Source organism: Kitasatospora sp. NPDC058406, from assembly GCF_042722765.1.
Taxonomy (GTDB): Bacteria; Actinomycetota; Actinomycetes; order Streptomycetales; family Streptomycetaceae; genus Kitasatospora.
In genome coordinates, this window is the sequence record NZ_JBHXKE010000402.1 from 1 (window position 1) to 5,051 (window position 5,051).

At 75.6% G+C, this 5,051-nt stretch carries 6 protein-coding genes; all 6 read left to right on the forward strand.

Annotated features, from left to right (window positions below; translation table 11 throughout):
- The first annotated feature begins 110 nt into the window (after nt 1–110).
- The 6 genes from folP to ACFWOG_RS39460 all read left to right on the forward strand — a co-directional run bounded on the left by folP (nt 111) and on the right by ACFWOG_RS39460 (nt 4,998).
- Nucleotides 111–983 carry a dihydropteroate synthase gene (gene folP, locus ACFWOG_RS39435; RefSeq protein WP_329949179.1) on the forward strand — a complete coding sequence of 291 codons (873 nt, stop codon included), beginning with the start codon at nt 111–113 and terminating at the stop codon, nt 981–983.
- A gap of 23 nt (nt 984–1,006) precedes the next feature.
- Nucleotides 1,007–1,507 (forward strand): nuclear transport factor 2 family protein, encoded by a 501-nt coding sequence (locus tag ACFWOG_RS39440; protein ID WP_329883960.1) that lies wholly within the window; start codon nt 1,007–1,009, stop codon nt 1,505–1,507.
- Between the two features lie 247 nt (nt 1,508–1,754).
- A complete protein-coding gene (gene folB / locus ACFWOG_RS39445; RefSeq protein ID WP_329949184.1) occupies nt 1,755–2,114 on the forward strand; it encodes a dihydroneopterin aldolase in 360 nt (119 codons plus the stop codon).
- A 136-nt stretch (nt 2,115–2,250) separates the two neighbouring features.
- Nucleotides 2,251–2,850: a 2-amino-4-hydroxy-6-hydroxymethyldihydropteridine diphosphokinase gene (folK, locus tag ACFWOG_RS39450; protein ID WP_329883958.1), complete on the forward strand. Its 600-nt coding sequence runs from the start codon at nt 2,251–2,253 to the stop codon at nt 2,848–2,850.
- Nucleotides 2,851–3,070: 220 nt separating this feature from the next.
- Nucleotides 3,071–3,565, forward strand: coding sequence for a DUF3180 domain-containing protein (locus tag ACFWOG_RS39455; RefSeq protein ID WP_329883956.1), 495 nt, complete (start codon nt 3,071–3,073; stop codon nt 3,563–3,565).
- Nucleotides 3,566–3,687: 122 nt separating this feature from the next.
- Nucleotides 3,688–4,998 (forward strand): hypothetical protein, encoded by a 1,311-nt coding sequence (locus ACFWOG_RS39460; RefSeq protein ID WP_380364441.1) that lies wholly within the window; start codon nt 3,688–3,690, stop codon nt 4,996–4,998.
- Nucleotides 4,999–5,051 lie beyond the last annotated feature (53 nt).

Consider the following 5,051-nt stretch of genomic DNA (forward strand, 5'->3'; position numbering starts at 1 on the left):
CCGTCGAGGCGTGTCCTCGGCGGGGGCCGGCGGCTTCTCCGGCCGGTGCCGGACCGGCGTCCGGGGTGGGCTGCCGCGTGACCGGATGGCGTCGGCCAGATAATGGGGTTATGAGCAATTCGGTGCCCTTCTCCCTGCCGGCCGGACTGCCGCGGCTCGACCGCTGCGCCGTCATGGGCGTGGTCAACGTGACCCCCGACTCCTTCTCGGACGGCGGCCTGTGGCACGACCCGGCCCGGGCCGTCGCCCACGGGCTCGCGCTCCGCGCCCGCGGCGCGGACCTGGTCGACGTCGGCGGCGAGTCCACCCGCCCCGGCTCGCAGCGGGTGCCCGAGGAGGAGGAGCTGAGCCGGGTCCTGCCGGTGGTGCGGGAGCTGGCCGACGCGGGGGTGCCGGTCTCCGTCGACACCATGCGCGCCTCCGTCGCCGAGCAGGCCGTGGCGGCCGGCGCGGTGATCATCAACGACGTCTCCGGCGGGCTGGCCGACCCGGCGATGGCCCGGGTCGTGGCCGAGACCGGCGCACCCTTCGTGGTGATGCACTGGCGCGGGCAGTCCGCGGCCATGGACCGGCTGGCGGTCTACGACGACGTCGTCACCGACGTGGTCGCCGAGCTCGCCGGCCGGATGGAGGCGCTGCTGGCCGCCGGGGCCAAGGAGGAACAGCTGATCCTCGACCCGGGCCTCGGCTTCGCCAAGACCGCCGAGCACAACTGGCAGCTGCTCGGCCGGCTCGACGCGCTCACCGCGCTCGGCCGGCCCGTCCTGGTCGCCGCATCGCGCAAGCGGTTCCTGGGTACGCTGCTCGCCGACCCGGAAACCGGGGAACTGCGCCCGGCCCGAGAGCGCGACGACGCGACCGCTGCGGTGTCGGTGCTGTCGGCCAGGGCGGGGGCCTGGGCGGTGCGGGTGCACGACGTGTCCGGCACGGCGGATGCCGTCCGGGTGGTCGCGGCCTGGCAGCGCGCGGCCCGGCAGGGGTGACCGGCAGGGAGGACGGGAGGGTCATGGCAGGTGACGGCAGGTTGAGCGGGGAGACCGCGGGCCGACAGGCCGCCGAGGCGGACCGGGAGGCGGCCCTGGAGGCCAACCGGGCGCTCTACGAGGCGCTGGAGAACGGGGACCTGGAGGCGGTCGAGGAGGCCTGGCTCGGGGCCGACGAGGCCGACGACAAGGGCGGCGTGGTCTGCGTCCACCCGGGCTGGCCGGTGCTGCGCGGACGGGCCCAGGTGACCCGCTCGTACATGTTGATCATGGCGAACACCGAGTACATCCAGTTCATCCTCACGGACGAGGAGGCCGAGGTGCACGGCGATGTGGCCCTTGTCACGTGCACCGAGAACATCCTTTCCGGCGGGGAGGCGGAGGAGGAGGGGGAGCTCGGCCCGCTGGTCGGCGGAAAGGTCGTCTCGACGAATCTCTTCCGCCGCACCCCGGCCGGGTGGAAAGTCTGGTCCCATCACGGTTCACCCGTTCTGACCAGCGCCGACGAGGACGAAGAGGACTGATTCCGGGAACGGGCGGGAAATGTCGCCCGGCGGTGGTCCGGGAATTCCCGGACGGTCACCGAACGTTCACGTCAAGCGCCATTCCGGCGCGCGTGGCGACGGTTCGTGCCGGGTAGGACGGTCAGGTGTTGTCGGCGCGCGCGGGTAGATTCGAAATCGGAGTGTCGGGCGCGACGCCCGTCTCCGCCCTGCCTGCCCACATCCTTCCGGGGTGGGGCCAGTCCGACTGGGAGCAGTGATTCGTTTGCTGGACCGCGTCACCCTGCGGGGCCTGCGCGCCCGGGGTCACCACGGCGTCTTCGAGCGCGAGCGCGTCGACGGCCAGACCTTCGTGGTGGACCTGGTGCTGTACCTGGACACCCGCCCCGCCGCGTCCGGCGACGACCTCACCCGCACGGCGCACTACGGCGTCGTGGCCGAGGAGGTCACCGCGATCATCGCCGGCGAGCCGGTCGACCTGATCGAGACCCTGGCCCAGCGGATCGCCGACCAGTGCCTGAAGCACGAGGCGGTCGAGGAGGTCGAGGTGACCGTGCACAAGCCGGACGCCCCGATCACCGTGCCGTTCGACGACGTGACCGTGACCATCCACCGGGCCCGCGCGTGACCACCACCGCGCGCCCCGCGGCAGCCGCCGAGCCCGTTCCAGCTGTAGAGGAAGTCCCGATGAGCGACCGAAGCGAGCGACTCACCGAAAGGCCCGCACGGGTGACCGTCCGGACCGGGCGGAACGGGGCGGGCGCATGAGCACGATCGACCCGACCGCCGCGCCGAGCGCGTTCGACCTGGAGAGCCGGGTGGACTCGGTCGACACCACCCTGCACGGCCAGCGCTGCGCCGTGATCGCCCTCGGCTCCAACCTCGGCAACCGCCTGGACACCCTCCAGGGGGCCGTGGACGCCCTCGCGGACACCCCCGGGCTCCGGATCAAGGCCGTCTCCGCCGTGTACGAGACGGCGGCCGTCGGCGGCCCCGAGGACCAGCCCGCCTACTACAACGCGGTGGTGGTGCTCCGCACCTCGCTGCCCCCGCGGGACCTGCTGGAGCGCGGCAACGCGATCGAGGACGCCTTCGGCCGGGTCCGCACCGTCCACTGGGGTCCGCGCACCCTGGACGTCGACATCCTCGCCTACGAGGGCGTCACCAGCGAGGACCCGCAGCTGCTGCTGCCGCACCCGCGCTCGCACGAGCGGGCCTTCGTGCTCGCCCCGTGGCTGGACGCCCAGCCGGAGGCCGAGGTGCCCGGCCACGGGCCGGTGGCCGACCTGCTGGCGGCGCTCGGCGGCCCGGACGCCCAGGGCGTCCGGCGGCGCGAGGACATCGGGCTGACCCTGCCGGAGTAGTGTCCGCCCCGCCCGCCCCGGGTCCTGCGGCGTCGCCGTCGCCGGCCGGGGAACTCGGGCGGGGGTCCCGGCCGTACGAACAGGTGGGCGCCGAACAGGTGGGCGTCCTGGTACGGGGGGTGTCCTTCGGGCCGAGCCCGGTACGGTGGCCTGGCGCCGCCGTGCCCGTGCCCGGGGGCGGCCTCCCGTCACCGCTGCCCCGGGAAAGGACCCTGTCCGCGTGAAGCTGCTTCGCCTCCGCCTGTTGGTCGGCATCACCGCCGCGACCACGGCGCTGTCCTGGGCCGGTGCCAAGCTCTGGTCCTCCCTGGACACGCTGCCCGCCGTGCCCGGTGCGGCACCGGTGGTGCTGGCCGCGGTGGCGGTGATCCTGCTCGCCACCGCGCTGTCGCTGCGTTCGCGGCTGAAGGCGGCCCGCGACCGGCAGCCCGGGGCGAAGCGGGTCGACCCGCTGGGCGCGGCCCGCGCGGTGGTGCTGGGCCAGGCGAGCGCGCTGGTCTCGGCGGTGGTCACCGGCATCTACGCGGGAGCCGGGATCCACCTGCTCGGCGAGCTGGACGTGCCGGCCCGGAAGGACCAGGCGATCACCGCCGGCTTCGCGGTGCTGGCCGGCGTGGCGGTGATCGCGGCGGCGCTCTGGTTGCAGCACGTCTGCAAGCTGCCGGAGAACCACGACGACCCGGGCGGGCGCGGGCCTGCGGCCACCCACCGCTGACCGGGCGTTCCCCGCCGGTCCCTGGTGATCCCCCGGGTGCGTCCGGTAAAGCCGGCGCGGTGTCAAGGGCCAAAGCGGACCCTGGGCTGACACGGCCCCAATTCGCACGCTAGTTTCTTGGCATGTCTCGCGGACGCCACCGTCATTCCTCCGTCCTCGGCCGGGTCTTTCCCCCCACCGCCGCCGGCGTGCTCATCGTCGCCGCGCTGGCCGCGCTGCTTGTCAGTCAGGACACCGTCCTGGTCCGTTCGGTGGGTGTCGCGGCGGTGCTCGCGACGCTCGGGATCGCGGTGCTGCTGCGGCAGCGCGACCGGGCCGCCCGGGCGGCTGCCGAACTCTCCGTCGCGCAGCGCCTGCGGGCCGAGGAGCGGTTCGAGGAGCAGCTCGCCGAGGCCGAGTACGCCGCCGAGGTGGCCGAGGAGCGGGCGACCCGGTTCGGCCGCCGGCTGACCGCCGAGAAGTCCCGGCTCGCGAAGGCCGAGACGGAGATCGCCCGGCTGCTCAAGGAACGCGCCGTGTCGGTCGCCGAGCAGGCGCTCAAGGAGGCCGAGGCGGCCCAGCGGGCGCTCGCCGCGAGCCGGCCCAGGTACCCCGCCAGTCCGGCCGCGTTCGTCCGTGCCGGGGCCGTGCTGCGGCAGCTGGAGCGGCGCGCGGCGCAGCTGCAGGCGCAGCGGGAACGGGAGGCGCAGCGGGAGGCCGAGCGCGCGGCGGGTGCGGAGGTCACCTTGCGGCCCCGGACGACGCCCGCGAAGGCGCCCGCGGTGCCGGTGCCCGCCGCGGCCCCCGCACGGGTGACGCCGACGGTTCCGGCTCCGGTGGTGCCCGCGGTGCCCGCTCCCGGGGAGGCGGGGCCCTCCGCGGCGGCCGTCCCGGCGGCGCCCGCGGCTCCGGCGGCGCGGGTGGCTCCCGCGGCGCCGGTCCGGCCGGTGCTGACGGCGACCGTCGGGCAGCTCGGCGGGGCGCCCGCCGCCCCGCCCGCCGTGCCGGCCGAGCGGCAGCGCCCCCGACCGGTGCAGTCCTCGGCGGTGCGCGGCCAGGGGTTCAGCTTCTTCGGCCGCGGCTCCGGTGCGCCGGCCCGGCCGGCCGCTCCGGCGCAGGCCGTCGGCAGTGTCGCGGAGCTCGGCGAGCGGACCGACCTGGCGGACGTGGTGGGGGACGAGGCGGTCGAGGCCCAGGCCCGGCAGCAGGCCCAGGAAGCCCGGGCGGCCCAGGAGCAGGCCCAGGAGCAGGCCCAGGCACAGGCCCAGGCCCAGGCCCAGGCCCAGGCGCGGGCGACGGCCGGACGGGAGCGGTCCGAGGCGGAGACCCAGGTGCTGCCGCAGGTCGGCGCCGGGGCGGACCCCGGGGAGACGGCCGGGCCGGAGGTGGTCGACCTGACCCCCCACGACGAGACCGAGCTGATCCAGCTCCCGGAGCTGCGCGCCACGCGCTGAACCCGGCTCCGGGAACGAACGGCGGCGCGGGAGGACGGGACACCGTCCTCCCG

Bases quoted from the DNA above. Each gene is read 5' to 3' on its own strand.
- folP (WP_329949179.1), top strand. From the start codon at position 111: ATGAGCAATTCGGTGCCCTTCTCCCTGCCGGCCGGACTGCCGCGGCTC.
- ACFWOG_RS39440 (WP_329883960.1), top strand. From the start codon at position 1,007: ATGGCAGGTGACGGCAGGTTGAGCGGGGAGACCGCGGGCCGACAGGCC.
- folK (WP_329883958.1), top strand. From the start codon at position 2,251: ATGAGCACGATCGACCCGACCGCCGCGCCGAGCGCGTTCGACCTGGAG.
- ACFWOG_RS39460 (WP_380364441.1), top strand. From the start codon at position 3,688: ATGTCTCGCGGACGCCACCGTCATTCCTCCGTCCTCGGCCGGGTCTTT.